Genomic DNA, 22,524 nt, shown 5'->3' with positions numbered 1-22,524 from the left:
CATGTTGATGCAGTTGACCGTCTTCTTAGCCGTTGCACTGCTGTTGAGCCTGGCGCCGGTCTACCTGGGGGTTCGGGTGCTTCGGATCGGCAACCCGGCTCTGTGGGCAGCGATACTGGGCATCGCCGCGGCGCTGGCACTGCAGGATCTGGCCCTGCGCTTTATCGAAACGGACACCATGGCCTGGAGCGCAGCCATATTGGGCGGGGGCATCGCGTTTAGCCTGATGCTGGACTGCCCCATCTGGAAGGCGATCCTGGTCTGTGTGCTGCTGCTGGTGATGCAGGCCCTGGTCACCCACTTCCTGCTCGACGGCGTTGCCCCGTACGAAGAGTTATCCCGCCTGGTGGAGGGCACCCAGAAGGAGCTCTGGCCGCAGTATCAGTAGCACTGAACAACGCCACAAAAAAACGCCGTGTCATCGACACGGCGTTTGTTGTTTCGGCCTATCAGCCCTGGGCCAGCACGCGGCGAACCCGCTCAAGATCCTCCGGGGTATCCACCCCGGCCGGCGGGGTTTGCTCCGCCAGCGCTACATGGATCTTCTCCCCCTGGTAGAGCACCCGCAGCTGCTCCAGCGACTCAATGGTCTCCAGTGGACTGACCGGCCACGCCACATAGCGGCGGATGAAGCCAGCACGATAACCATAGATACCGACATGGCGCCAGGCGCCAGGGCTAACCCCCTGGGTTTGGGCAAACTGGTCACGGTCATAGGGAATGGGTGCACGGGAGAAGTAGAGAGCATGACCGTGGCGGTCACACACGACCTTCACCGCGTTGGGGTTGTGCATCTCCTCGGCATCCTCGATCGCCACCCCAAGGGTCGCCATCTGGGCCGGGCCCTTGGCCAGGTTGTCCGCCACCTGGCGGATGTTGGCCTCGGGGATCAGCGGCTCATCGCCCTGCACGTTCACCACCAGGGTGTCGTCGGACAGCCCCAGCAGGCTAACCACCTCGGCCAGGCGCTCGGTGCCGCTTTGATGATCCGCTGAGGTCATCACCACCTCGACCACGCCCTCGAGTGCTTCGGCCACCCGGGCGTCATCGGTGGCGACCACCACCCGATCCGCGCCGGAGGCCTGGGCCCGCTCGGCGACGTGCTGGATCATCGGCTTACCGGCGATCTCCGCCAACGGCTTGCCCGGCAAACGGGTGGAGCCATATCGGGCGGGGATCACCACCACAAAACTCATTGCTCGTCGCTCTCCAGCGGCGTTGCCCGGTCTTCCAGCAGCACCGGGATCCCCTCAGTAATGGGGTACACCAGGCGGTCCGCCTTGCAGATCAATCGCTGACCTTCGCGATCGTATTCCAGCTTCCCCTTACACACCGGGCAAGCGATGATCTCCAGCAACTTGTTATCAAACGCCATCGAGCACTTCCTTCACTTTGAGCATAAATTGGCTATCAAAATCTGCGCCCAAACTAGCAGTTACCGGTAGGTAATACCAGTTAGCCTGGGCAAAGTCGCGGCACTTGACCGCATCTTTTTCCGTCATCACCAGGCTTTGGCCCGGCTGGGTCAGGGCCGCCAGTTCGGCCCGTTGGTAAGCCTGGTGATCGGCAAAGCTGTGGCAGGCCACCGGCGTCGTGCCAAGCTCAGCCAGGGTGGCAAAAAAACGCGGCGGATGGCCGATGCCAGCCATGGCTACCCAGTCACCTTCCGGGCTGGCGGCCAGATCGTCCTGGACCCGGCGCCATTGGGCCGGCTCCAGGGTCATCAGAAACTCACCACGTTGGGGCTGGCCACCGTTGCACACCACCCAGTCACACTGGGACAGCCGGGCAATCGGTTCACGCAGCGGCCCCATCGGCAAGCGCCAGCCGTTACCGAAACGGCGAGCGCCATCCACCACCGCCAGCTCCAGTTGCCGGGCCAGTCGATAGTGCTGCATGCCATCATCACTGATCAGGATGTCCACCTCGTTCTGCAGCAACTGGGCCGCGGCGACACGGTCTGGCCCCACCGCCAACGGCACCCCGGTACGGCGGGCCATCAGGGCCGGTTCATCGCCGCAAAGCTCCGCCGGGGTTTGGCTGTCGACCCGAAGGGGATAGTGCTCCGCCTTGCCACCGTAGCCGCGGCTGATAATGCCGGGACGCAGGCCCTGGCGCTTAAGCAGCTCTACCAGATAGATCACCGTCGGGGTCTTGCCATTGCCACCAACGCTGATGTTCCCCACCACCACCAGGGGCACCGACAGCTCCGGTTGCTCCAGCCAGCCGCGTCGGTAAGCCCAGCGGCGCAGTGTAGAGATAAGAACAAACAGTGCGGTCAAAGGTGCCAGCAGCCACAGCAGGGGGTGACCCTGCTGCCAGGCCCGCTCCAGCCACGCCTGCATCAGTTCTCCCCGAACTGCATCTGGTGCAACTGGGCGTAAGCGCCACCGGCCGCCAGCAGGGTCTTATGGTCTCCCCGCTCGACAATGGCGCCTTTGTCCATCACCACGATCTCATCCGCCGACTCGATGGTGGACAAGCGATGGGCAATCACCAGGGAGGTACGACCCTGCTGCAGTCTGTCCAGGGCGGACTGGATCGCCCGCTCTGATTCGGTATCCAGTGCGGAGGTGGCCTCATCCAGGATCAGGATCGGCGCGTCACGCAGAATTGCCCGGGCGATAGCGATACGCTGGCGCTGGCCACCGGACAGCAGCACGCCGTCCTCGCCCACCAGGGTATCCAGCCCTTCCGGCAGGTCATTGACGAAGGGCATCACGTGGGCCGCTTCCGCCGCCGCTTCGATCTGTGCCCGGGTCACCGAGCTGTCGCAGGCGTAGGCGATGTTGTTGGCGATGGTGTCGTTGAACAGCACCACCTGCTGAGACACGGTGGCGATCTGCGAACGCAGACTGGACAGGCTCAGCTCCTTGATGTCCTGGCCATCCACGGTGATGCGGCCGGAATCCAGCTCATAGAAGCGCGGCAGCAGGCTGGAGAGGGTGGTTTTGCCCGAGCCCGAGCGTCCCACCAGGGCCACGGTTCTGCCCGCTGGCACCGCCAGCTCAATGCCCTTGAGCACCGGCTCTTCGCTGTTGGGGTAGGTGAACACCACCTGGTCAAAGTGGACGTCACCGCGACACTGGTTCAGGGTCTTTTTGCCCTCGTCAGCGGCTTCCACCTCGTCCAGCACCGAGAACACGCTGTGCGCGGCGGCGATGCCGCGCTGGAACTCGGCGTTGACCTTGGTCAGGTGACGCACCGGGGTCATCAGGCCCATCATCGCACCGATGATCACCACGAAGGAGCCCGGGGTCAGGTTGCTCAGTACGCTGTCGAAGCTGGCAACAAACAGCACCACCGCCAGCGCCATGGCACCAAGGATCTGGATCGCCGGCTGGCTGATCGCCTGGGCGGCGGCCAGCTTCATGTTCTGCTGACGGGTGCGGTTGTTGACCTTGTCAAAGCGCTCTGCCTCCAGGGTCTGGCCACCGAACGCCAGCACGTTCTTGTGGCCCTTGAGCATCTGCTCGGTGGCGCTGGTGACACCGCCCATGGCCGCCTGAATGTTCTTGGACACCTTGCGGAAGCGACGGCTCACCAGGGCAATCACCCAGGCCACCACCGGCCCCACCAGGAAGAAGATGGTGGACAGCTGCCAGCTCTCCCAGAACATGATGAACAGCAGCGCGATAACGGTGAAGCCGTCGCGCACCATAGACACCAGCGCACTGGAGGAGGCACGGGAGACCTGTTCGGTGTCGTAAGTCACCTTGGAGATCAGGTCGCCGCTGGAGCGGGTATCGAAGTAGCTCACCGGCAGACGCAGGTACTTCTCAAACACCGCCTGACGCATCGAGCGAACCACATGTTGGCTGACCCAGGCCAGGCAGTAGGTGGAGACAAAGTTGCCCAGCCCCCGAACCACAAACAGGCCGATGATGATCAAGGGTGCCCAGCGCAGTGCCGAGGCGTTGCCCTCGGCCAGGCCGTTGTCGATAAGGGGCTTGACCAGGTAGATCATCGCCGCATCAACACTGCCGTACACCGCCATGGCAATGACAGCGGCGACGAAGGCCAGCTTGTAGGGCCGAACATAGGGCCAAAGCCGCTGGAAGGTCGGCCACACCTGACCGGAATTCTTTTCGCTCATGTACCGAAATCTGCGTTTTTACGAAGGGGCCATCATACTCCGCGGCTCGAGGGATACCAATGTCTTAGCTTGATTTGTAGACCAGTAACCGTCTTATTGCCGGTTATACCACCAGGGCGCCCGGTCCTGGCGAAAGCTGGTGAGGCTCAGGCTGCCGTCCGGGCCAAACTCCCCCTCCAGCTGTCCCATCTGGCCGCTGTGCCACAATTGCGCCCCTTGGGCACGGTAGCGCTGCTGCACCTCCGCCCTGGGAAAGCCCCATCGGTTGGGCCAACCGGCGGCAAACACCACATGATGGGGGGCAAAATGCTCCACCAGGGCCAGGCTGCTGGAGCTGGCTGAGCCATGGTGAGGCGCCAGCATCAGGCTCACCGGCCCGGGCCAGCCCTGCGCCAGCAGGTGACGCTCACCCCCTGCCTCGATATCCCCCGGCAACAGCACGCGATGGCGGCCATCGCTGAGCATCAGCACGCAGGAACCATCGTTGCCCGCCAGCGGCGCCTGGGTCCAACGCAGGGTCAAACCCTGCCATTGCATTGGCCCCTGCTGACAAGGTTGGCCATCGTGCCCCACCACCTGGGCCCTGGGAAAGGCTGCGCGGATAGCCCCGGCACCGCCGGCGTGGTCATTGTCGCCGTGACTCACCACCAGGTAATCCAACTGCGCAACCCCACGGGCGGCCAACAGCGGCAGTACCACACTCTGGGCGTAGCTAAAGCCCGGTCCACTGGCCCCGGTATCGTACAGCAAGCCATGGCGCCCTCGCTGCACCAGTACAGAGAGCCCCTGTCCCACATCGATCACCACCAGCTGCCAGCCCGGCGGTGTCGTGCTGAATGCCAGCAGGCCCGGCAGCAGCAACAGTGGTGCCTGCCATCGCCAACCCCGCCAGGGGCGCCAGCACAGCAACAGCAAGGCCAACAGCGCCATAAGCAACAGCGGCCAAACCCCGGCAGGGAGGATACCGCTGCCCCAGCCTAGCTGGGCCGCTCCCCGCGCGGCCCAGTCCAGAGGGCTAATCAGGGCATCCGCCAGCCATAGTAGATTGGGGCCACCAAATAACGCCACGGCAGCGGTAAGCAAACACACCGGCAGCACCAACACACTGAAATAAGGCAACAGCAGCAGGTTAGCCCACACACCGTGCAGGCTGTAATGACCAAACCAGGCCAGCTGCACCAACCCCAGCCCCAGGCTCAACACACACTGGATCGCCAGCAGGCTTTGCCAGCGGGGCCGGCCCTTGGGCATCGCCCAGGCGGTGAGCAGGATCAGTACCACCGCACCAAAGGAGAGCCAGAATCCCGGACTCATCGCCGCTAGGGGCTGTGCCAGCAACACCACCGCCGCCACTCGCAGCAAAAGCTCCCAGGGCTGCCCCTGGCGACACTGCCAAAGCAGCAGCAATCCCAGCAGCACCGACAGGCAGGCCCGCTGGGTGGGCAGGGCAAAGCCCGCCAGGGTGCCGTAGCCCACCACCGCCAGCGCGGCCAGCATCCAGGCCAGCGGCCGGGCCCGCCCCCGGGGATCAGGCCAGAGTCGACGAACGCCCTGCCCGGCCAGCCACAACACCAAACCCGCCACGATGGACAGGTGCAAACCGGAAATGGCCATCAGGTGCAGCAATCCGGCCTGGCGCAGCTGCTGCCAGCGCTCGTCGCTGATGCCACGCCGGTCCGCCAGCACCAGGGCACGGATCAGATCCCCGCGAGGCAACGACGCGGTGAGCCCAGCCAACTGGTGCATCAACGATTGGCGCCAGTGCCCGGGGCTGGCCAACGGCTGACCCGAGCGGATATAGCCCTGGGCGGTCACCCCCTGGGCCAACAGGCTTCGGCGCCGGTCAACTCCGCCCTGGTTGGCGCTGCCCCAGGGATCCCGCAGTTTCGCTTCGATCCGGTAGCGCTGCCCCAACGCCAGCGGCGGGCCGTTATACCAGCCCAGCTCCAATCGGTTTGCCGCCCAAAAGGGCAGCTTTTCACCCGCCACAGTCTCGACCCGCCATTGGGTTCGCTGGTATAGTGCGTCGCCGACTGGCACCGAGTCGACCACCACAACCAGCTGATGAATACCGGGATTCAGTGCACGTTGTGGTGAGGTCAAGGCGTGACTGTGCAGTTGCCCATAGGCCAGCCCCAACAGGGCGCCTACCACAAATGGGTAACGGATCAGCAATATCGACACGGGTATAATGGCCAGCAAGGCTGGCAGAGGGAGCAGTACGGGCCAAACTACACTTAGCGTCAGGACTGCGACCCATCCCAGTAGGAAAACATTCATCCTTAGTTATTTAGGTAACATTGGCACCCCATGCCAAAAAGAACACTAAGACGCTTCATGCCGGATCCCGAACTGATCCGTCAGAACAAATACCTAAAGATGCTGGGCCCCTGGATGCAGCGGGCCAACATCTGGCACCTCAACCGGCGCTCTGCCAGTGGAGCACTGGCCCTTGGTGTGTTCTCCGCCTGGATGCCTATCCCGTTCCAGATGATCCTGGCGGCCATCCTGGCCATCATCGCCGGGGTCAATATGCCCCTGGCCATCGCCACCGTGTGGATCTCCAATCCCATTACCATGCCGGTAATGTTCTACGCCGCCTACCTGATGGGTACCTGGGTGATGAACTGGGAGCGCACCGGCTTTCACTTCGAGTTGAGCTGGGGCTGGCTCGCGGACAGCCTGCATGACTATGGCCCCCCCTTCCTGCTCGGCTGTGCCCTGCTGGGACTGATCTGCTCGTTGGGCACCTACTTGGTGATCAACAGCCTGTGGCGCTACTCCATCCTGTTCAGTTGGAAGAAGCGTCGTGAAGACCGACAACAGCGCTACTCCTGACAAGCATTCCCCCCTTAGCCTAGGCTTAAGGCCTTTCTCACTGCCCTTGGGGCACCATGTCGACACACCCTGCTCTGCCCTGGGTGGGCCTGTTGCTCACCCTGGCCGCGGCTTTGCTGTTGGAGTGGCAAGCCCGGGACCTGATCTGGAGCCTCTGGCTTAGCTCCCTGCTTTTGGGCTGGGTCGATATCCTGTTGATGCTCGGCCGCGCCCCCTGGCCACTGCGGCGTCGCCTCGGCCAGGGGTTGTTCTTCCTGTTTCACTTCAGCTTCTTTCACTTCGTCCACGCCATGGTGCTGTCGGACTTTCTGCCTCTGTCCCAGGGCAGTGGCGCCGACACTGACCGGTTTCCCGCCCTGTTCACCAGCGCCTTGCAAAACTACTGGCCCATGGTGCTGGCCACCGCGCTCAGCCAATGGGACAAACTTGGCTGCTGGCCCGAGGGCGTGCCGCTGAACAAGGTGATGGCCCGCCCCTATCGCAATGTGGTGCTGCTGCACCTGACCATTCTGGCCCTGGCCCTGCTGGAAGCACTGGGGTGGCAATCGGCGGCACTGTGGCTGGTTTTGCTGTTGCTCTATGGCCCCTGGGCTCGCAGTAAACCGGTGATAGAGAGCAAAAAAGCCCAGCACTGACGACCAGGCTGGGCTTTTACAGGTCGGCTTACGCCGGAGCAGGGGCAATGCTTGTTAAGCCGGATTGGCCAGCGCAGAGAAGGGTTGCGCCGCCTCTTCGCCGCTGGCATCGCTGCCATCCAGCGCGCCATCACGGGTGCCTGGCAGCAATACGTACACCAGACCCATCGCCGGGGTCAGGGTGATACCCATCAATGCTGCAGCAATGGGATCCTTGCCGCGGATAAAGGCAAACAGGGCACAACAGGCTACCAGGGCCAGGTAAATCGAAATCTCCGTCACGGTCACTTCCTCAGGGTTCGAAGGGGTGGAGTCGTCGTCCCTGTAGTGACACCAGCATGCCCTCGCTGGCATTGTGAAGATTGGGGGGAATCTGACCATCATGGTGACGGGATAGCAGGCTGAGAACTAGGTCAGTTAACGACACGAAGTGATCCCCTCCCCCATTGGCACCAGCCGCGACCTGAGCTTTAAGCGTTCGCACCAGTCGTGATCGAGAGAAGAGGGGGAAAAGAGGAGAGCCAGGCACAACCAGTCCCAGGCGGACCAGAGGTCAGCCCGGAATCGATGCCCTCGTTGAGGTGAGTTGCGTTACGTCGCGTTAAATGGCGTTAGCGGCCCTTGGGGCGACTGCCGCCCTTAGGCAGTGGGGTATCGCCGATAACGTACTTAGGCAGGCAAACCTTGTAGATAGGACAGCGAGGGCAACCGCGCAGTGCAGCCATGGGGCAAACCGGGGGTGGACTCTGACGTTTCATTGTAACCTCCACAAGTAGTCAGACCAGCTAGCCCATGGTGCGGCAAGGTAAGGATAAGCTCACTGATCCCGGTCAATTTTTAACCAAAGACCTTGCCGGGCTGAGGCCGCCCCCATTGGGGGTTGTGGCGCTCCCACCGCTTCATACCGTACTGCTCAGCTCAGCAACAGCAGTCCACACACCAACATCAGCAGGGCGGGATAGCCTTGCTGCTGCCACTGGTTGGTTGCCTTGGCCCGGCCGCTCAGTGGCACCGACGAGAAGTAATCACGGCTTTTCACCTGCACCCAGCGGCAAGCCGCCACCACCAGCAGCAAGGTGGTGGTTAGCATCAGAACCACCAGCAGGACCGAGCTGAGCCCCACCAATGTGGGTGACACCCAAACCAGTAGACAGAGCCCAGCCACGCCAAGCAGGCCGCTGCCGACCCGGGCCAAGTCCAATGACCGCAAGCATCCAACCACACTGCGCCAAACCTGTCGCTTGCCCGTTGCGCCATGCCCGAGCTGCACCGTTAAGGCCAGCAACACCAGCAGCCAGGGTGCGACCAAACTCGGTGGCATCAACTCCACCGCCGAAACCAGGGCCAGGGTGGCCGTCAACAGGGACAAGGGGGACAGGGCCGCTCGCTTCAACATCATCGCTCCAAATCTACAACGCCCCGGGCACCGCTACGCTGCCAGCAACCCCGGATGGGCGCAGGCAGCGCGGCGGTACAAGAAGCGGACGAAAGAGAGCGGTGCCGACCGGTCTCCCGATAAAAATCGGCGCAGATCAGACCCCATTGCAGAAACGACATCAAAGCAGTCAGCGTTAACCCGAGCAACGCCGGTACGACCGGGCTGCAGCGCTTCGGTGTAACGGGCAGTCCAGGCGAGACTCGATGAAAAGGGCTTAAATGCCCGCTTGCCGTGACTTTACGAGCGTCCAGGCCTAATACGGAACCCGGCTCAGCGGTAAAGCCAGCACAACGGATAGCCTGGTCGAAGCGGTGGGTGGCCTGGCCCGCTGAGAATGAAAAATTCGAAGTGACGCATGGGCGCAGTCAATGCGGATTCTGTGCGAAGCGATTGGATTGGGGGAGCCAGCCCCTTGGGCTGGAGTCGATATAACCGGGTTAAGCACACATCACGAGACAATAAGTGCCGATGCGGTTCAGCCCCGCTCGTGTCCGTCCACGGATTCGGTGCCATCCAGGCGCTTTAGCACCCGGGCCGGGGCACCACCCACCAGGCAATCCGCTGGCACATCCCGATTGACCACCGAGTTGGCCGCTACGATGGCGCGGGCACCGATGGTTACCCCCTGGTTGATCACCGCGTTGCCGCCAATCCAGGCATCGTTCTCCACCCGGATAGGTTGGCAGATTGTCTGCCACTGGCGTCGCTCAAGGTGATTGAGCGAATGGGAGGCGCTGTAAAACTGGACGCTGGGCCCCACCATCACGTTGTCCCCCAGGCTGATGGGCGCGCCATCGAGCATCACCACACCGGTGTTGAGGAAGGTGTTACGGCCGATGCTGATGGTCTGGCCAAACTCACAGGAAAACGGTGTCCGGATTAAGCTCCCCTCCCCCACCGCCCCCAGCAGGGCACGAAACAGCGGTTGGGTTGCGTCAAAGCTGGCGCAGTGCGCGATCTGGTGCTGCAAAGAGAAAGCGCGGTCGCGTAAGGTGGTGATGCTCTCATCGCCACCGTCAAAGGGCAGGCCGGAGATCATCTTTTCGTATTCGGTCATCGCGCTGTGCCTCATCGCCTCAGGTGCGGTACAACACCTTGATCAGGTGGTAACCAAACTTGGTCTTCACCGGGCCGATGGGCTTGAGGATGGGGCCGGTGAACACCGCCTTGTCGAACGGACCGACCATGTCGCCCTTGCGAAACTCGCCCAGGCTGCCACCTTTTTTGCCCGAGGGACAGGTGGAGTGCTTCTTTGCCAGGGTTTGAAAGTTGGCGCCTTTGTCGAGCTGCTTGAGCAGCTCCTGGGCCTTGGCTTCGTGTTTGACCAGGATATGCAGGGCGGCGACAGTGCGGGCCATGGGACTCTCCGACAGGAAATTGAGGGCGGCGCAGTGTATCACCGCCACCGGGGCATTGCCCAGTGGCGGCTTGGGGCAAGTTTAGCGCTGCAGCGCCTGGGCCGGGTGCAGGCGGCTGGCCTGCCAGGCCGGGTACCAGGTGGCGATCAGGGTGACTACAAAGGCCAGCAGGGAGACGCTCACCACATCCTGCCAAATCAGCTGGGAGGGCAGGAAGTCGATGAAGTACACATCGCCGGAAAGGAAGTTGATGCCCAGGGCGGATTCAATCCAGGCCATCAGATCCGACAGCTTCCAGGCCAGTAAGGAGCCGATAATGGCCCCCAGCAGACAGCCAAAGGCCCCGGTGGCGGCCCCCTGAACCATAAAGCTGGCCAGGATCCCGCCCCGGCTCATCCCCATGGTGCGCAGAATAGCGATCTCCGCCTGCTTGTCCCGGACCGACATCACCAGCGAGCAGATAATGTTGAAACTGGCCACCGCCACCACCAACACCAGCACCAGGTAGGTCAGCATCCGCACCAGCTGGATATCGCTGTAGAGGTGGCCCTGGGTGCGGGTCCAATTGGACAGCAGCAGGTACTGGGCCTGGCGGTAGCCGATGTTGTGCACCAGCTGCTGGGCCTCGAACAGATCGGTCACCTTGATCCGCACCCCGCTTGCTCCGGCAGTCAGGCCAGCAATATCGGCGGCGCGGGCCATGTTGGTGAAGGCGGCGGTACGGTCGATCTCGCCGCCCAGGTCAAACAGCCCGCTGACGGTAAACACCACGTTGCGGGGGGCGCTTAAGGGGTTGTCGCCCGCCGACGGCATCAATAATGAGACCCGGTCACCCACCGACACCGACAGGCTTTGGGCCAGGGCCTGGCCCAGCACCAACACCGGCTCATCCTGCTCCAGGCTCTGCCAGGCAGCCTCGTCCATAAACTGGGCCGCCGCAGAAACCTGACGCTCCCATTGGGGCAGCACCCCGCGCAGGGAAACCGGCTTCATCACGTCGCCCCGTTGCAGCAAGCCCTCGATCAACACAAAGGGAGCAGCGGCCTCAACGCCAGGCTCTGAGGCGGCATCGGCCACCAGCTCCGGCCAGCCCTCCAGGTTGCCGTCCATCGCCACCAGCTCACCGTGGGGCACCACCGCCAACAGACGGTCTCTCAGCTCCCGCTCGAAGCCGTTCATCGCCGACAGCACCAGGATCAGTACCGCAACCCCCAGGGTGATCCCCACCACCGAGGAGAGCGAGATAAAGGAGACAAAGCCGTTGCTGGTGCGGGTGCGCAGAAAGCGCCAGCCGATCTGCAGCGCCAGGGGTTTACTCATGGCCCACCTGCTCCAGGTGGCCGGCACGCATCTCCATCTGGCGATCCAGTCGCGCCGCCAGTGCCCGGTCGTGGGTCACCACCACGAAAGCGGTGCCCTGCTCTGCCGCCAACTCGCGCAGCAGCTGGTACACCTCCTCGGCGGTGTGTTCATCCAGGTTACCAGTGGGCTCATCCGCCAGCACCAGTGCCGGCTGGTTCGCCAGGGCCCGGGCGATGGCCACCCGCTGGCGCTCACCGCCGGACAGCTCGCCGGGCCGGTGTTCCAGACGATGACCCAGACCGACCCGCTCCAGCAGTGCCGCCGCCCGCTCCCGGGCGGCGCCCTTGCCCTTGCCGGCAATCAGCTGCGGCATCGCCACGTTCTCCAGGGCGCTGAACTCCGGCAGCAGGTGATGGAACTGGTAGACAAAGCCCAGCTGCTCATTGCGCAGCCGATTGCGCTCCCGCTCTGACAGGGTGGACAGTGCCTGGCCCTGGAACAGCACCTCCCCCTCAGTGGGGAAGTCCAGGGTGCCCAGCAGGTGCAGTAGGGTGCTCTTGCCGGAGCCGGAACTGCCCACGATCGCCACCAGCTCCCCCGGCATCACCGCCAGGTTCAGCCCCGACAGTACCCGGGTCTCCTGCCGACCATCACGGTAGGCTTTGCCCAACGACTGGCACTGTAACAACGGCTTACTCATAACGCAGAACCTCCGCGGGATTGACATGGGATGCCCGCCAGGCGGGATACAAAGTGGCCAGAAAACTCAAACCCAGGGCGCCGAACACCACCAGGGCAACCTGCTCAAAATCGATGATCACCGGCAGCGGCTGACCCGGCGGCAGCAGCCAGATCCCCAACAGGTCCAGCACCGGCTGAAGATTGAGCGCCAGCAGCAGGCCTAACGCCAGGCCCAACAACGTGCCCAGTACCGAGCTGCTCATCCCCTGCACGGCGAAGATCCCCATCACCTTAGTTCGACCCAGCCCCTGGGTCTTAAGGATGGCCACGTCGGCGGTCTTATCGGTCACCATCATCACCAGTGCCGAAACGATGTTGAAGGCTGCCACGGCGATGATCAGCCCCAGCAGCAGCGACATCATCCGCTTCTCCATCTTCACTGCGGCAAACAGCTGACCATACTGGCTACGCCAGTCGCTGATCCCCGGCGGCTGGTCCCAGTCACGCCAGGATTGCGCCAGGGCAGCACTGATCCGGGGTGCATCGAAGGCATCCTCCAGGTACAGGCGGATACCGGGCTTCTGGCGCAGCAGCCGTTCGGCATCATCGATGTGGATCAGGGCCAGGCTTTGGTCCACCTCGGAGCCCAGGCTGAAGATCCCCTGGACGGTAAAGTTACGCTGGCTGGGCACCCGGCCCAGTGGGGTATAGCGGGCCCCTTCGGCGGCAATTACCCGGACGCTGTCGCCGGTGTAGACGCCAAGCCGGGCCGCCAGTTGAGCCCCCAGCAACAGGCCATACTGGCCCCCTTGCAAAGCACGATACTCACCCTGGATCATGGCGTCGGCAATGGTGGAGTGGTCCGCCTCGACCACAGGGTCGATCCCCAGTAACTGCACACCGCCCATCTCGCGACCGCGCATCACCATCGCTTCGGTGGCCAGGATAGGCACCTGGGCCTTAACCCGGGGCAAGACAGACAGCTGCTGTGCCACCTGGGCGGCGTCCGCCTCTGCGGCTTCCACCACCACCTGGGGCACAGACCCGAGGATCTGTCCCTTGAGGCGCCCCTCCAGTCCGTTCATCACCGAACTGACGATGATCAGGGCTGCCACCCCGATGGTGATCCCCAACACGGAGAACAGGGTGATAAAGGAGACAAATCGCGTGTCTTTGCGGGCGCGCCAATATCGAAGACCGATCAGAACCGGTACTTGAGAGAACATAGAGGCAGGTTGGCTAAAGTCATAAGTTCACGGATAATATCAGAATCATAAACACCCACAAGGACATTCCATGGCGCAGTCCGACGACGCCTTTTTCAGTGTTGCCAGCCAGTTTGAGGTGCTGCTCGACCCCATCGAGCCGGATCGCCTGTGGCTGGAGCCCGAGGCGTTGCGCGCCAGCATGCCCAGCGCCTTCCAGTTGATGAGCCAGGTCAGTGACCTTGAACAGCACTGCCTGCCACTGCTCAAGGGACTGGAGCAGCATGCCCAGGGGTTGGCCGAGTACCTGACCCTGCAGTCGCAGAAGATCGATCTGGTGCTTCAGCACCAACTGGCCCAGGACCCCAACGCCCGCTGGCGTGCCCAGGGGCTGCGCTTTGGCGGCTCCGGCGTCAGTGTGGTGGTGCCCGAACCCCTGCCCCAGGGGACGGCGCTGGCGATGCGCCTGTTTCTGCCCAAGGAGCAGGTGGCAGCTTACGCCCATGGCGAGGTGCAACAGTGCAGCCCCAACGAGCTGGGCATGGTGGCAGAGATCCACTTCAGTGCCATCCTGGAAGCCGACCAGGAGCGTCTGGTGCGAGCCAGCCTGCTGGTTCAGCAGCGCCATCTGCGTCAACGCGCGCAGCAGCGCGCCGGCTCCTGATCCCAACCTACACTAAAGACCGGCCGGACACCCACCGGCATCGTTACGGAACGCAGCATGAGCCGTTTTTCCCCATTGAGCCCACCGAGCCTGGGCCCCGGCAGTCGCAAACGTCTGACCGGCTTAAGTGGCGCCGCCCGCGCCCTGACGGTAGACCAACTGATCCGTCAATCCCCGGGCCTCACCGTGATCCTGACCGAGGATACTCCCACCGCCCTGCATTTGGAGCAGGAGCTGGGCTACCTCAGCCACGCCGACTATCCGGTGCAGCTGTTCCCGGACCGGGAGACCCTGCCCTACGACAGCTTCTCACCCCACCAGGATATTGTCTCTCAGCGACTCCAGGCCCTCAGTGCCCTGCCCTCGCTCAAGTGCGGGGTGTTGATCCTGCCGGTGCCCACGGCCCTGACCCGGCTCTGTCCGGTGGACTATGTCGCCGGCAACGTGCTGGTGTTTGAGCAGGGCCAGACCCTCGACACCGAGGCGCTGCGCCGCAACCTCACTCAGGCCGGCTACCACCACGTGGAGCAGGTCTACGAGCACGGTGAGTACGCCATCCGTGGTGCCATCGTCGATCTCTTCCCCATGGGGGCCAGCCAGCCACTGCGACTCGACCTGTTCGACGACGAACTGGAGAGCATCCGCCCCTTTGACCCGGATACCCAACGCTCCGAGGGCGGCATCGAGCGCATCGCCCTGCTGCCGGCCCGGGAGTTTCCCACCGACGAGGTCGGCATCGAGCGTTTCCGCGCCAACTACCGTCACACCTTTGAGCGCATCAGCAACGAGGCGGAGTCGCTGTACCAGCAGGTCAGCAAGGGGATCCTGCCCGGTGGGGTTGAGAGCTACCTGCCGTTGTTCTTCGACAGCACCGCCACGGTATTCGATTACCTGCCGGAGCAGGTGCAGCTGATCACCGTCGGTGCCATCCAGGAAGCCAGTCAGCGCTACCTGACTGACGCCCACGCCCGCTACGACAACCAGCGGGTTGACCCACTGCGGCCGCTGCTGGCCCCGGAGGCATTGTTCCTGCGGGACGAGGAGCTGTTTGCCGCCATCAAGCCCCATGGCCGCATCGCCATCGAGGCCGCGACCTCAGAGATCAGCAAGGACGCCCGGGCAGCGGTCGCGCCCCTGACCGATTTCGAGATCAATCACCAGCTCAAGGAGCCGCTGGCTCCGCTGCGCCAGCAGCTGGCCAAATGGCCCCGCACCCTGTTCATGGTGGAATCAGAAGGGCGCCGGGAGGCGCTGCTGGAGCTGGTGCGTCCGCTGCAATTGGAGCTGCCGGAGTTTGACCACTGGCAGACCTTTGTCCAGGGCGACGCCTCGCTGGGGGTGATCGTCGCGCCACTGGAGCAGTCGGTGCTGCTGGAGCAGGAGGGGATCGCCCTGGTGGGCGAGGAGGAGCTGCTGGGTGGACGGGTGCGTCAAGGCCGACGCCAGCGTCAGCGCCGCGGGGTCAGCTCCGATACCCTGATCCGCAACCTGGCTGAGCTCAAGGTGGGCCAGCCGGTAGTGCACCTCAAGCACGGCATCGGCCGCTACCTGGGGCTGGAAACCCTGGATGCCGGTGGCATGACCGCCGAGTTCCTGATGCTGGAGTACTCCACCGGTTCCAAGCTCTATGTGCCGGTCAGCGCACTGCACATGATCAGCCGCTACAGTGGCGGCGAAGACGCCTCGGTGGTGCTCAACAAGCTGGGCTCCGAAGCCTGGGAGAAGGCCCGCCGCAAGGCCGCGGAGAAGGTTCGCGACGTGGCCGCCGAGCTGCTGGAGATCTACGCCCAGCGCGAGGCCAAGCCCGGCTACCGCTTCGGTCTGGACAGTATCGAGTACCAGCGCTTCTGTGCCGCCTTCCCGTTTGAGGAGACCGTTGACCAGGCCAACGCCATCGATGCGGTGCTGCGCGACATGCAAACCGGCACTGCCATGGACCGATTGGTCTGTGGCGACGTGGGCTTTGGCAAGACCGAGGTGGCGATGCGCGCCGCCTTTGTCGCCGTGCATGGTGGCAAGCAGGTGGCGGTGTTGGTGCCCACTACGCTGCTGGCCCAACAGCACTATGACAACTTCCGTGACCGCTTTGCCGACTGGCCGGTGCGGATCGAGGTGATGTCCCGCTTCAAATCCGCCAGCGAACAGAAGAAGGCGATGGCGGATCTGGCCGAGGGTAAGATCGACATCATCATCGGTACCCACAAGCTGCTGCAAAGCGACATCAAGTTCACCGATCTCGGCCTGCTGGTGGTGGACGAGGAGCACCGCTTCGGCGTCCGCCAGAAGGAGAAGATCAAGGCACTGCGGGCCGAGGTGGATATCCTCACCCTGACCGCCACCCCGATCCCCCGTACCCTCAACATGGCCATGAGCGGCATGCGCGATCTCTCCATCATCGCCACCGCACCCAAGCGCCGGCTGTCGGTGAAGACCTTCGTGCGTCCCAACGACGCCGCCCTGGTGCGCGAGGCCCTGATGCGGGAGATCCTCCGCGGTGGCCAGGTCTACTACCTGCACAACAGCGTTGAGACCATCGACAAGTGCGCCGAGGACTTGGCCGCGCTGGTGCCGGAGGCCCGCGTCGCCGTGGCCCATGGCCAGATGCGGGAGCGCCAGCTGGAACAGGTGATGAGCGATTTCCACCACGGTCGCTTCAACCTGCTGGTGTGCACCACCATCATTGAGACCGGCATCGACATCCCCAACGCCAACACCATCCTGATTGAGCGGGCCGACAAGTTCGGCCTGGCCCAGCTGCACCAGTTGCGTGGCCGGGTCGGCCGCTCGCACCACCAGGCCTACGCCTACCTGCTAACCCCGGGTAAGCGACTGACCAAGGACGCGCAAAAGCGTCTGGAGGCGATCGAACAACTCGAGGATCTGGGCGCCGGCTTCATGCTGGCCACCCAGGATTTGGAGATCCGGGGCGCGGGCGAGCTTTTGGGAGATGAGCAGAGTGGTCACATCGCCAAGATCGGTTTCAGCCTCTACATGGAGATGCTGGAGCAAACGGTAGAGGCATTGCGCCAGGGCCATCAGCCGTCGCTGGATCAGCTGCTGGAGGAGCAGACCGAGCTGGAGCTGAGGATCCCCGCCCTGCTGCCGGAGGACTACATCCCCCACGTCAACACCCGCCTGGCGATCTACAAGCAGGTGGCCTCCTGCCGGGATGAAGACAGCCTGCTGCAGGCCAAGGTGGAACTGGTGGACCGCTTCGGCCGGCTGCCGGAGGCCGCGGAAAACCTGCTGGCCCTGGCCAAGCTCAAGCTGAAAGCCAACAAGCTGGGCATTCGCCGCATTGAAGCCAACGCCAAAGGAGGCAGCTTCGACTTCAGCGAACACACCCCGGTGGAAGCCAGCACCTTGATTTCCCTACTGCAGTCCCATCCCAAGGCACTTAAGATGGACGGGCCGACCAAATTACGATTCAATCAAGAGACAGACGCGGCAGCCGCTCGCCTGCAAGCCATCGAGCACTGGCTCAGCCAGTTTGCCGCCGATCTTTAGTACGAGGTGCACGAGAGAGTGAACGCCCTAATTCGAACTACCCTGGCCGCCCTGACCGCCCTGGCGATGCCGGTCCAGGCTGAAGACCCGACCTGGTTTGAGGTGGAGCTGCTGGTGTTCAGCCGCGCCGATGCCTCCAGCGAGCACTGGAGCGACGATAACCAACCCGCCGCACCGACAGCAGGGCTGGATCTGCTGGGGCCAACCTGGTTGCCGGACGTCAGCCAGCTTGAGCTGGCACTGAACCGTTGCAGCACGGAAGAGTGGTTGCTGGATGCCGCCGGCTGCGAGGCCCGGGAGCAACCGCCGACGCCGAACTGGCCGACCCAGTTACCGATCCAGGCCTATGCCGAAGAGCTTGGGGATGCGCTGGAGGGGGAGGCCTACCTGTTGCCCCGCTCCATGCTGGAGTTTGAAGGGGCGGCCCAGCAGCTCAGCCGCCAGGGCAAGACCCTGCTGCTGCACACCGGCTGGCAGATGCCGGTATACGGCCGTCGAGCCGCTCAGCCGTTCGAGCTTTATGCCGGTCGCAACTACGGCGATCGCTATGGTCGCGATGGCCACCTGTTAACCGAACAGGAGGAAAACCTCTACCGCCTGCCGCTGTTCAGTAACCTGTTGCCGGAGGGTGAGAGCCAGGATCCGGTCTGGCAACTGGATGGCTGGTTGAGGATCTACCTTGACCACTTCCTGTTTATCGAAAGCCGACTGGATCTGCGGGTGGAGGGAGAGCGGCAGGTCGCCACCGAAGAGCAAACCGAGCAGGTACTGTTTGACGCCCTGCCCACTGAGCCCGATGCGGACAGTGAGGCACTGGCCCCTACCATCGAGCCCTACCTGTACACCATCAGCCTGGATCAGAGCCGTCGGGTGCGCAGCCGGGAGATCCACTACTTCGACCACCCGCAGCTTGGGCTGGTGGTGCAGATACGCCGGATGGAGCAACCGCAGCCACCGTCAGAGGAGAGCGAGACCGCGCTCAGTCGCTGATCTCGAACTCCAGATAGAGCTCGTCACCGTCGTACTCGTTCACCAGAACGTCTTCGACGGTGGCCTGTTCCGGGCCGACATTGGCCCAGTCAATCAAGGCATCCACTGCCCGATCGCCCCCTTGAGCCAGGATCTCCACACTGCCATCCGACAGATTCCGGGCATAACCGGTGACACCGAGCTTACGCGCGGTTTGCTGTGCCGATGCCCGAAACCAGACTCCCTGAACCCGTCCTGATACCCTTGCCACCACACTCTTCATCCTGAGCTGCTCCAAATGAGGGTTGCTGCATTAGTAACCTATTGATCTTTTTTAGCGAATAACAACGCAACAGTCCAGCGGCGCCTGTCTGTCCGCCCTCTAGCTAAAGATAGTGGAATCTGGCTTCAGGGATAGCCGACAAGGTGGGATGAGGCCCCGGAGACAAAAAAGGCAGCCGGCAATGGGGCACGGCTGCCTGGGTGCACCTCGGTAACTGCATGCCCAAATCCGGGGGCACTAAGCGCAACTGGCAAGCGGTAATGTCCGCTCGCTGAGGCGGGGGACGCAGGGCGTCAATGCGCAAAAGTTACCAAATAAAAGACAGGCGAATCAAGTTCAAGACACTGAGTCTTTGAACGTTTTAATCATCGAGAGGTGTGCACTGATCGAGGCAAACTTATGGCCCTGCTGCTCATCCCAAACCACCGAGTAGAAGGGGCTGAGTGTGTCGGCAATCCGTTGGGTATCCAGCACATCGTCCTGCTTGGCCAGCACACATACCGCCTTGCCCTGGTTCTTCTCGCGGAACTGGCTGACGCACTTGGTGGCGATGTCGGCGTACTCCTCAGGCCGGTCGATCTTGCCCTCCATGTTGTGCTCCGGCCACAGGTTCGGATTGAACAGCACCGAACGGATCCCACAGAGGAAGCCGACACGCTCCGACCAATAACCACCCAGCCCCACACCGACGATCAAGGGATTGGGATCGTCGCTGAGCTTGAGCTGCTTATCCACCTCTTTGAGCAGGTGCTGCATGTCATGCTTGGGGTGCAAGGTGGAGTAGCTGAGAAAGCGCACATCGTCATCGATGAACTGCAGCTGCATCACCTTCTCGTGGTTGCCCGGACTGGTGGCATCGAAACCATGCAAATAGAGAATCATCCTTCGCTCCTATCTCATCCGTTGCTGCGCCTTAACAGGGTTGCGACAGCACCTCCGCCAGTTCCACCGCCTGGCGCCAGCGCGGCAGGTCCCGCAGCTCCCGGCCGGTCAGGGCCGGACGGCCGGCCAGACCCTGTACCGACTCCGGCACCGAGCTCCAGGCCGACATCGACTGGGCCACCTTCAGCGCTTCCGCGCCCTGGTTGCAGATCAATGCAATATCGCAACCCGCCGCCAGGGCCTGCTGGGCCCGTTGGGCCAGATCACCAGCGGTAGCAGCCCCGGTCATCCCCAGGTCATCGGAGAAGATCACCCCATCAAAGGCCATCGACTCACGCAAGATCTGTTGCAGCCAGATGCGGCTATAGCCTGCAGGCTGTGAATCGATTTCAGGGTAGCTCACATGGCCCGGCATCACCCCATCCAACTGCCCGCTCAGGGCGCGGAAGGGTACCAGGTCCAGGGCTTCAAGCTGGGCCAATGGCCTCGGGTCCACCGGCGCCTCAAAATGGCTGTCCGCCTTAACGCTGCCATGGCCGGGAAAGTGTTTACCCACACTGGCCATCCCCGCCTCGGCCATCCCCTCGATGTAGGCTTGGGCCAGGCTGGTGACCGCGTCGGGATCCGCTGAGAAGGCGCGCAGTCCAATCACGTCCGAACAGATGTCCAGGTCCATCACCGGGGCAAAACTGAAATCGATGTCCACCGCTCTCAGCTCCGCCGCCATCAGCCAGCCCATCTCGGCGGCCCATTCCGCCGCCTGGCTCAGGGCGCCATCGGCGTGGCGCAGCAGATGTCCGGGGCTGGGCAGACGGGTGAACTCGCCATGAAAACGCTGTACCCGGCCACCTTCGTGGTCCACCGCCAGCAACAGTTCAGGCCGGCGGGCGCGAACCGATTCAATCAGTTGGATCAGTTGAGAGACGTTGTCGAAGTTTCGGGTAAAGAGGATCAGGCCGCCTAAACTTGAACAGTCCAGTAGAGCCCGGTCGAGATCCGTTAACTCGGTGCCGGCGAGATCCGCCATGATGGGTCCCATTGATTCCACTCCTGGCAAATGGGTTGGGTCGGCTGTGGCCCTAGTGTACCATCCTGCAGCAAGCAGACACGACAAGGCGCAACCGCAAGGACGTAAAATGATCAGCGTTTTCGACATGTTCAGTATCGGTATCGGCCCCTCCAGCTCCCACACCGTGGGACCGATGCGGGCCGCTAACCGCTTTATCGACGACCTCCGCCACAGCGATAAACTGGCGGCGGTCACCGAGGTTCGGGTGGAGCTGTTTGGCTCCCTCGGCCAAACCGGCAAGGGCCACGGCACCGGCAAGGCCGTGGTACTGGGCCTACTGGGCGAGGAGCCCGAGCATTGCGATCCCGACACGGTGGAAGCCAAACTGGCCGAAGTCTCAGAGCAGCAAGCCCTGCGCCTGGGCGGCGAGCACGAGGTGGCACTGACCCGCAAGGATGGGATCACCTACCACCGCCGCAAATCCCTGCCGGAGCACGCCAACGCCATGCAGATCCGCGCCTACAGCCGCGGCACCCTGCTCTACGCCCGCACCTATTTCTCCATCGGTGGCGGCTTTGTGCTGGATGAGGAGGAGATCCAGCGCGACGAGGCGATCAACCAAATCACCCAGCCCCAGCCTTACCCCTTCGATACTGCTGCCGAGCTCACCGAGCTGTGCACCGAGCATGGCCTGTCCATCTCCTCACTGATGCTGGCCAACGAGCGGGTGCTACGCAGCGATGAGCAGATCCAGGACGAGTTGTGGACCATCTGGCAGACCATGAAGGCCTGCGTTGATCGTGGCTGTCGCAGCGAGGGGATCCTCCACGGTGGACTCAAGCTGCGTCGCCGCGCCCCGGCCCTGTACCGTCGCCTGCAGGCGGAGGGGCGGACCAGCAACGATCCGCTCAACGCCATGGACTGGGTCAACCTGTTTGCCCTGGCGGTCAACGAAGAAAACGCCGCCGGAGGGCGGGTGGTCACCGCTCCCACCAACGGTGCCGCCGGCATCATCCCCGCCGTGCTGTGCTACTTCGACCGCTTTATCCAGCCGGTGGATCGGGACACCTGCACCCGCTACCTGCTTACCGCTGCCGCCATCGGCATCCTGTACAAGAAGAACGCCTCCATCTCCGGTGCCGAGGTGGGCTGCCAGGGTGAGGTGGGGGTCGCCTGCTCCATGGCAGCCGGCGCACTGACCGAGATCCTCGGTGGCACCGTGATGAACGTGGAAAACGCCGCCGAGATCGGCATGGAACACAACCTGGGGCTGACCTGTGACCCGGTCGGAGGACTGGTTCAGGTGCCCTGCATCGAACGTAACGCCATGGGCGCGGTCAAGGCGATCAACGCCTCCCGTCTGGCGTTGCGGGGGGATGGCATGCACAAGGTCTCGCTGGATAAGGTGATCAAGACCATGTGGGACACCGGCATGGACATGCGCTCCAAATACAAAGAGACCGCCAAGGGCGGCCTAGCGGTCAACATCGTCGAGTGTTAGTGGGCTGAGCCTGCAAAAAATACAAAAAGGCCGGGGTTTCCCGGCCTTTGTCGTTTTGGTACTAGGTGCTAGGTGCTAGGTGCTAGGTGCTAGGTGCTAGGTGCTAGGTGCTAGGTGCTAGGTGCTAGGTGCTAGGTGCTAGGTGCTAGGTGCTAG

Annotated in this window: 23 protein-coding genes; 7 read left to right on the top strand and 16 right to left on the bottom strand. The window is 63.0% G+C overall.

What is annotated here, in order from left to right:
* The first annotated feature begins 1 nt into the window (after position 1).
* Positions 2-388 (top strand): hypothetical protein, encoded by a 387-nt coding sequence (locus BUC04_RS18340; RefSeq protein ID WP_067660273.1) that lies wholly within the window; start codon positions 2-4, stop codon positions 386-388.
* Positions 389-449: 61 nt separating this feature from the next.
* Here the strand turns inward: BUC04_RS18340 and kdsB are convergent, their stop codons facing one another.
* From kdsB to BUC04_RS18315, 5 genes are all read right to left on the bottom strand, one after another.
* Positions 450-1,196: a 3-deoxy-manno-octulosonate cytidylyltransferase gene (gene kdsB / locus BUC04_RS18335; protein WP_067660276.1), complete on the bottom strand. Its 747-nt coding sequence runs from the start codon at positions 1,194-1,196 to the stop codon at positions 450-452.
* Positions 1,193-1,375 (bottom strand): Trm112 family protein, encoded by a 183-nt coding sequence (locus tag BUC04_RS18330; protein ID WP_067660279.1) that lies wholly within the window; start codon positions 1,373-1,375, stop codon positions 1,193-1,195. The genes kdsB and BUC04_RS18330 overlap by 4 nt, the downstream gene beginning before the upstream one ends.
* On the bottom strand, positions 1,365-2,345 hold the full coding sequence (gene lpxK, locus BUC04_RS18325; RefSeq protein WP_067660281.1) for a tetraacyldisaccharide 4'-kinase: 981 nt from the start codon (positions 2,343-2,345) through the stop codon (positions 1,365-1,367). Before lpxK ends, BUC04_RS18330 begins: the two co-directional genes overlap by 11 nt.
* A complete protein-coding gene (gene msbA / locus BUC04_RS18320) occupies positions 2,345-4,096 on the bottom strand; it encodes a lipid A export permease/ATP-binding protein MsbA (protein WP_067660284.1) in 1,752 nt (583 codons plus the stop codon). Before msbA ends, lpxK begins: the two co-directional genes overlap by 1 nt.
* A 93-nt stretch (positions 4,097-4,189) precedes the next feature.
* On the bottom strand, positions 4,190-6,376 hold the full coding sequence (locus BUC04_RS18315) for a DNA internalization-related competence protein ComEC/Rec2 (protein WP_073326059.1): 2,187 nt from the start codon (positions 6,374-6,376) through the stop codon (positions 4,190-4,192).
* Between the two features lie 30 nt (positions 6,377-6,406).
* On the opposite strand from BUC04_RS18315, the gene BUC04_RS18310 reads away from it, so the two are divergent.
* Complete coding sequence (locus tag BUC04_RS18310) at positions 6,407-6,934, top strand: DUF2062 domain-containing protein (RefSeq protein WP_067660291.1); 528 nt, start codon at positions 6,407-6,409, stop codon at positions 6,932-6,934.
* A gap of 56 nt (positions 6,935-6,990) precedes the next feature.
* On the top strand, positions 6,991-7,569 hold the full coding sequence (locus BUC04_RS18305; protein WP_143165789.1) for a DUF6498-containing protein: 579 nt from the start codon (positions 6,991-6,993) through the stop codon (positions 7,567-7,569).
* Positions 7,570-7,623: 54 nt separating this feature from the next.
* Here the strand turns inward: BUC04_RS18305 and BUC04_RS18300 are convergent, their stop codons facing one another.
* From BUC04_RS18300 to BUC04_RS18270, 8 genes are all read right to left on the bottom strand, one after another.
* Positions 7,624-7,851 (bottom strand): hypothetical protein, encoded by a 228-nt coding sequence (locus BUC04_RS18300; protein WP_067660300.1) that lies wholly within the window; start codon positions 7,849-7,851, stop codon positions 7,624-7,626.
* 329 nt (positions 7,852-8,180) lie between these two features.
* Positions 8,181-8,327: a hypothetical protein gene (locus BUC04_RS24105; protein WP_169799589.1), complete on the bottom strand. Its 147-nt coding sequence runs from the start codon at positions 8,325-8,327 to the stop codon at positions 8,181-8,183.
* Between the two features lie 155 nt (positions 8,328-8,482).
* Entirely contained in the window at positions 8,483-8,965 is a 483-nt protein-coding gene (locus BUC04_RS18295) for a hypothetical protein (protein ID WP_067660303.1), read from the bottom strand.
* A 517-nt stretch (positions 8,966-9,482) separates the two neighbouring features.
* Positions 9,483-10,064 (bottom strand): sugar O-acetyltransferase, encoded by a 582-nt coding sequence (locus BUC04_RS18290; protein ID WP_067660307.1) that lies wholly within the window; start codon positions 10,062-10,064, stop codon positions 9,483-9,485.
* Positions 10,065-10,083: 19 nt separating this feature from the next.
* Positions 10,084-10,365 (bottom strand): peptidylprolyl isomerase PpiC, encoded by a 282-nt coding sequence (gene ppiC, locus BUC04_RS18285; RefSeq protein ID WP_067660311.1) that lies wholly within the window; start codon positions 10,363-10,365, stop codon positions 10,084-10,086.
* A gap of 81 nt (positions 10,366-10,446) precedes the next feature.
* On the bottom strand, positions 10,447-11,685 hold the full coding sequence (gene lolE, locus BUC04_RS18280; protein ID WP_067660314.1) for a lipoprotein-releasing ABC transporter permease subunit LolE: 1,239 nt from the start codon (positions 11,683-11,685) through the stop codon (positions 10,447-10,449).
* The gene (lolD, locus tag BUC04_RS18275; protein ID WP_067660318.1) at positions 11,678-12,367 is read right to left on the bottom strand and encodes a lipoprotein-releasing ABC transporter ATP-binding protein LolD; all 690 of its coding nucleotides are present in this window, start codon (positions 12,365-12,367) and stop codon (positions 11,678-11,680) included. Before lolD ends, lolE begins: the two co-directional genes overlap by 8 nt.
* Entirely contained in the window at positions 12,360-13,574 is a 1,215-nt protein-coding gene (locus tag BUC04_RS18270) for a lipoprotein-releasing ABC transporter permease subunit (protein ID WP_067660321.1), read from the bottom strand. Before BUC04_RS18270 ends, lolD begins: the two co-directional genes overlap by 8 nt.
* Before the next feature lie 70 nt (positions 13,575-13,644).
* Between BUC04_RS18270 and BUC04_RS18265 the strand changes: the two genes are divergently transcribed.
* The 3 genes from BUC04_RS18265 to BUC04_RS18255 are packed head-to-tail and all read left to right on the top strand — an operon-like array spanning position 13,645 to position 18,714.
* Entirely contained in the window at positions 13,645-14,217 is a 573-nt protein-coding gene (locus BUC04_RS18265) for a hypothetical protein (RefSeq protein ID WP_067660324.1), read from the top strand.
* 57 nt (positions 14,218-14,274) lie between these two features.
* Positions 14,275-17,724, top strand: coding sequence for a transcription-repair coupling factor (gene mfd, locus BUC04_RS18260; RefSeq protein WP_067660327.1), 3,450 nt, complete (start codon positions 14,275-14,277; stop codon positions 17,722-17,724).
* A gap of 18 nt (positions 17,725-17,742) precedes the next feature.
* Complete coding sequence (locus BUC04_RS18255) at positions 17,743-18,714, top strand: CsiV family protein (RefSeq protein ID WP_067660330.1); 972 nt, start codon at positions 17,743-17,745, stop codon at positions 18,712-18,714.
* Here the strand turns inward: BUC04_RS18255 and BUC04_RS18250 are convergent.
* From BUC04_RS18250 to nagZ, 3 genes are all read right to left on the bottom strand, one after another.
* Positions 18,704-18,976 (bottom strand): acylphosphatase, encoded by a 273-nt coding sequence (locus tag BUC04_RS18250; protein WP_067660333.1) that lies wholly within the window; start codon positions 18,974-18,976, stop codon positions 18,704-18,706. The genes BUC04_RS18255 and BUC04_RS18250 overlap by 11 nt on opposite strands.
* Positions 18,977-19,312: 336 nt before the next feature.
* Positions 19,313-19,858, bottom strand: a complete 546-nt coding sequence (gene ycfP / locus BUC04_RS18245) for an alpha/beta hydrolase YcfP (RefSeq protein WP_067660336.1) — start codon at positions 19,856-19,858, stop codon at positions 19,313-19,315.
* 31 nt (positions 19,859-19,889) lie between these two features.
* Positions 19,890-20,897, bottom strand: coding sequence for a beta-N-acetylhexosaminidase (nagZ, locus tag BUC04_RS18240; RefSeq protein WP_067660339.1), 1,008 nt, complete (start codon positions 20,895-20,897; stop codon positions 19,890-19,892).
* 97 nt (positions 20,898-20,994) lie between these two features.
* Here nagZ and BUC04_RS18235 point away from each other — a divergent pair, with 97 nt between their 5' ends.
* Positions 20,995-22,368 carry an L-serine ammonia-lyase gene (locus BUC04_RS18235; protein WP_067660341.1) on the top strand — a complete coding sequence of 458 codons (1,374 nt, stop codon included), beginning with the start codon at positions 20,995-20,997 and terminating at the stop codon, positions 22,366-22,368.
* Positions 22,369-22,524: the final 156 nt, after the last annotated feature.

The organism is Ferrimonas marina, from assembly GCF_900129905.1.
GTDB lineage: Bacteria > Pseudomonadota > Gammaproteobacteria > Enterobacterales > Shewanellaceae > Ferrimonas > Ferrimonas marina.
The sequence above is the reverse complement of the archived record's forward strand: the minus strand, read 5'-3'. Positions and strand labels throughout refer to the sequence as shown.

Bases quoted from the DNA above. Each gene is read 5' to 3' on its own strand.
- BUC04_RS18340 (WP_067660273.1), top strand. From the start codon at position 2: ATGTTGATGCAGTTGACCGTCTTCTTAGCCGTTGCACTGCTGTTGAGC.
- kdsB (WP_067660276.1), bottom strand. From the start codon at position 1,196: ATGAGTTTTGTGGTGGTGATCCCCGCCCGATATGGCTCCACCCGTTTG.
- BUC04_RS18330 (WP_067660279.1), bottom strand. From the start codon at position 1,375: ATGGCGTTTGATAACAAGTTGCTGGAGATCATCGCTTGCCCGGTGTGT.
- lpxK (WP_067660281.1), bottom strand. From the start codon at position 2,345: ATGCAGGCGTGGCTGGAGCGGGCCTGGCAGCAGGGTCACCCCCTGCTG.
- msbA (WP_067660284.1), bottom strand. From the start codon at position 4,096: ATGAGCGAAAAGAATTCCGGTCAGGTGTGGCCGACCTTCCAGCGGCTT.
- BUC04_RS18315 (WP_073326059.1), bottom strand. From the start codon at position 6,376: ATGAATGTTTTCCTACTGGGATGGGTCGCAGTCCTGACGCTAAGTGTA.
- BUC04_RS18310 (WP_067660291.1), top strand. From the start codon at position 6,407: ATGCCAAAAAGAACACTAAGACGCTTCATGCCGGATCCCGAACTGATC.
- BUC04_RS18305 (WP_143165789.1), top strand. From the start codon at position 6,991: ATGTCGACACACCCTGCTCTGCCCTGGGTGGGCCTGTTGCTCACCCTG.
- BUC04_RS24105 (WP_169799589.1), bottom strand. From the start codon at position 8,327: ATGAAACGTCAGAGTCCACCCCCGGTTTGCCCCATGGCTGCACTGCGC.
- BUC04_RS18295 (WP_067660303.1), bottom strand. From the start codon at position 8,965: ATGTTGAAGCGAGCGGCCCTGTCCCCCTTGTCCCTGTTGACGGCCACC.
- BUC04_RS18290 (WP_067660307.1), bottom strand. From the start codon at position 10,064: ATGACCGAATACGAAAAGATGATCTCCGGCCTGCCCTTTGACGGTGGC.
- ppiC (WP_067660311.1), bottom strand. From the start codon at position 10,365: ATGGCCCGCACTGTCGCCGCCCTGCATATCCTGGTCAAACACGAAGCC.
- lolE (WP_067660314.1), bottom strand. From the start codon at position 11,685: ATGAGTAAACCCCTGGCGCTGCAGATCGGCTGGCGCTTTCTGCGCACC.
- lolD (WP_067660318.1), bottom strand. From the start codon at position 12,367: ATGAGTAAGCCGTTGTTACAGTGCCAGTCGTTGGGCAAAGCCTACCGT.
- BUC04_RS18270 (WP_067660321.1), bottom strand. From the start codon at position 13,574: ATGTTCTCTCAAGTACCGGTTCTGATCGGTCTTCGATATTGGCGCGCC.
- BUC04_RS18265 (WP_067660324.1), top strand. From the start codon at position 13,645: ATGGCGCAGTCCGACGACGCCTTTTTCAGTGTTGCCAGCCAGTTTGAG.
- mfd (WP_067660327.1), top strand. From the start codon at position 14,275: ATGAGCCGTTTTTCCCCATTGAGCCCACCGAGCCTGGGCCCCGGCAGT.
- BUC04_RS18250 (WP_067660333.1), bottom strand. From the start codon at position 18,976: ATGAAGAGTGTGGTGGCAAGGGTATCAGGACGGGTTCAGGGAGTCTGG.
- ycfP (WP_067660336.1), bottom strand. From the start codon at position 19,858: ATGATTCTCTATTTGCATGGTTTCGATGCCACCAGTCCGGGCAACCAC.
- nagZ (WP_067660339.1), bottom strand. From the start codon at position 20,897: ATGGGACCCATCATGGCGGATCTCGCCGGCACCGAGTTAACGGATCTC.
- BUC04_RS18235 (WP_067660341.1), top strand. From the start codon at position 20,995: ATGATCAGCGTTTTCGACATGTTCAGTATCGGTATCGGCCCCTCCAGC.